Source organism: Vibrio sp. 03_296 (genome assembly GCF_002265885.1).
This window is the reverse complement of sequence record NZ_NPKW01000419.1, coordinates 1-693: the sequence shown is the minus strand read 5'-3', so window position 1 is coordinate 693 and position 693 is coordinate 1. Positions and strand designations below refer to the sequence as shown.

General features: G+C 49.8%; 1 pseudogene. It reads right to left on the bottom strand.

What is annotated here, in order from left to right:
* Positions 1–672, bottom strand: a pseudogene (gene tsaD / locus CIK04_RS25090) (tRNA (adenosine(37)-N6)-threonylcarbamoyltransferase complex transferase subunit TsaD); the annotation flags it as partial.
* Positions 673–693 lie beyond the last annotated feature (21 nt).

Here is a 693-nt window from a genome sequence, read left to right as displayed (position 1 = left end):
CGCGATGGTATTGGCAGTAAAGGTTTTCAAGCCAGAGAAACTCATGTCCAARCCGGGCACATTGGTCATCGGGCGCGGGAACTTAAAAGCGACCCGGCGTCCCTTTTTCGGCCAACTTAGACAGTAATGGCCCASCTGGATAATCTAGGCCCATGAGCTTCGCCGTCTTATCGAATGCTTCACCCGCCGCATCATCAATGGATTCGCCTAGGATTTTGTATTCACCAATGCCTTTCACTTCCACCATCATCGAGTGACCACCCGAGACCAATACCGCCACAAATGGAAACGGAGGTGGGTTGTCTTCAAGCATAGGTGCGAGCAAGTGACCTTCCATATGATGAACCGGAACAGCTGGCACTCCCCAAGCGTAAGCGAGGCTTCGACCAATCGTTGCCCCCACCAATAGTGCCCCAACCAAACCCGGCCCAGCCGTGTAAGCAACACCATCAATATCTTTTGCTGTTAAATTGGCTTCTTTCAACGCCTCTTTAATTAAGAGGAATGGTTTTCTTTCACGTGGTCACGAGAAGCGAGCTCAGGCACGACACCGCCGTAATCGGCATGCAGTTTAATTTGGCTATATAATTTATGGGCCAGTAGGCCTTTTTCATCGTCATAAATGGCGATTCCTGTTTCATCACAGGAGGTTTCAATGCCGAGAATGCGCATAGTTTCTCTGTATGCTCAGTG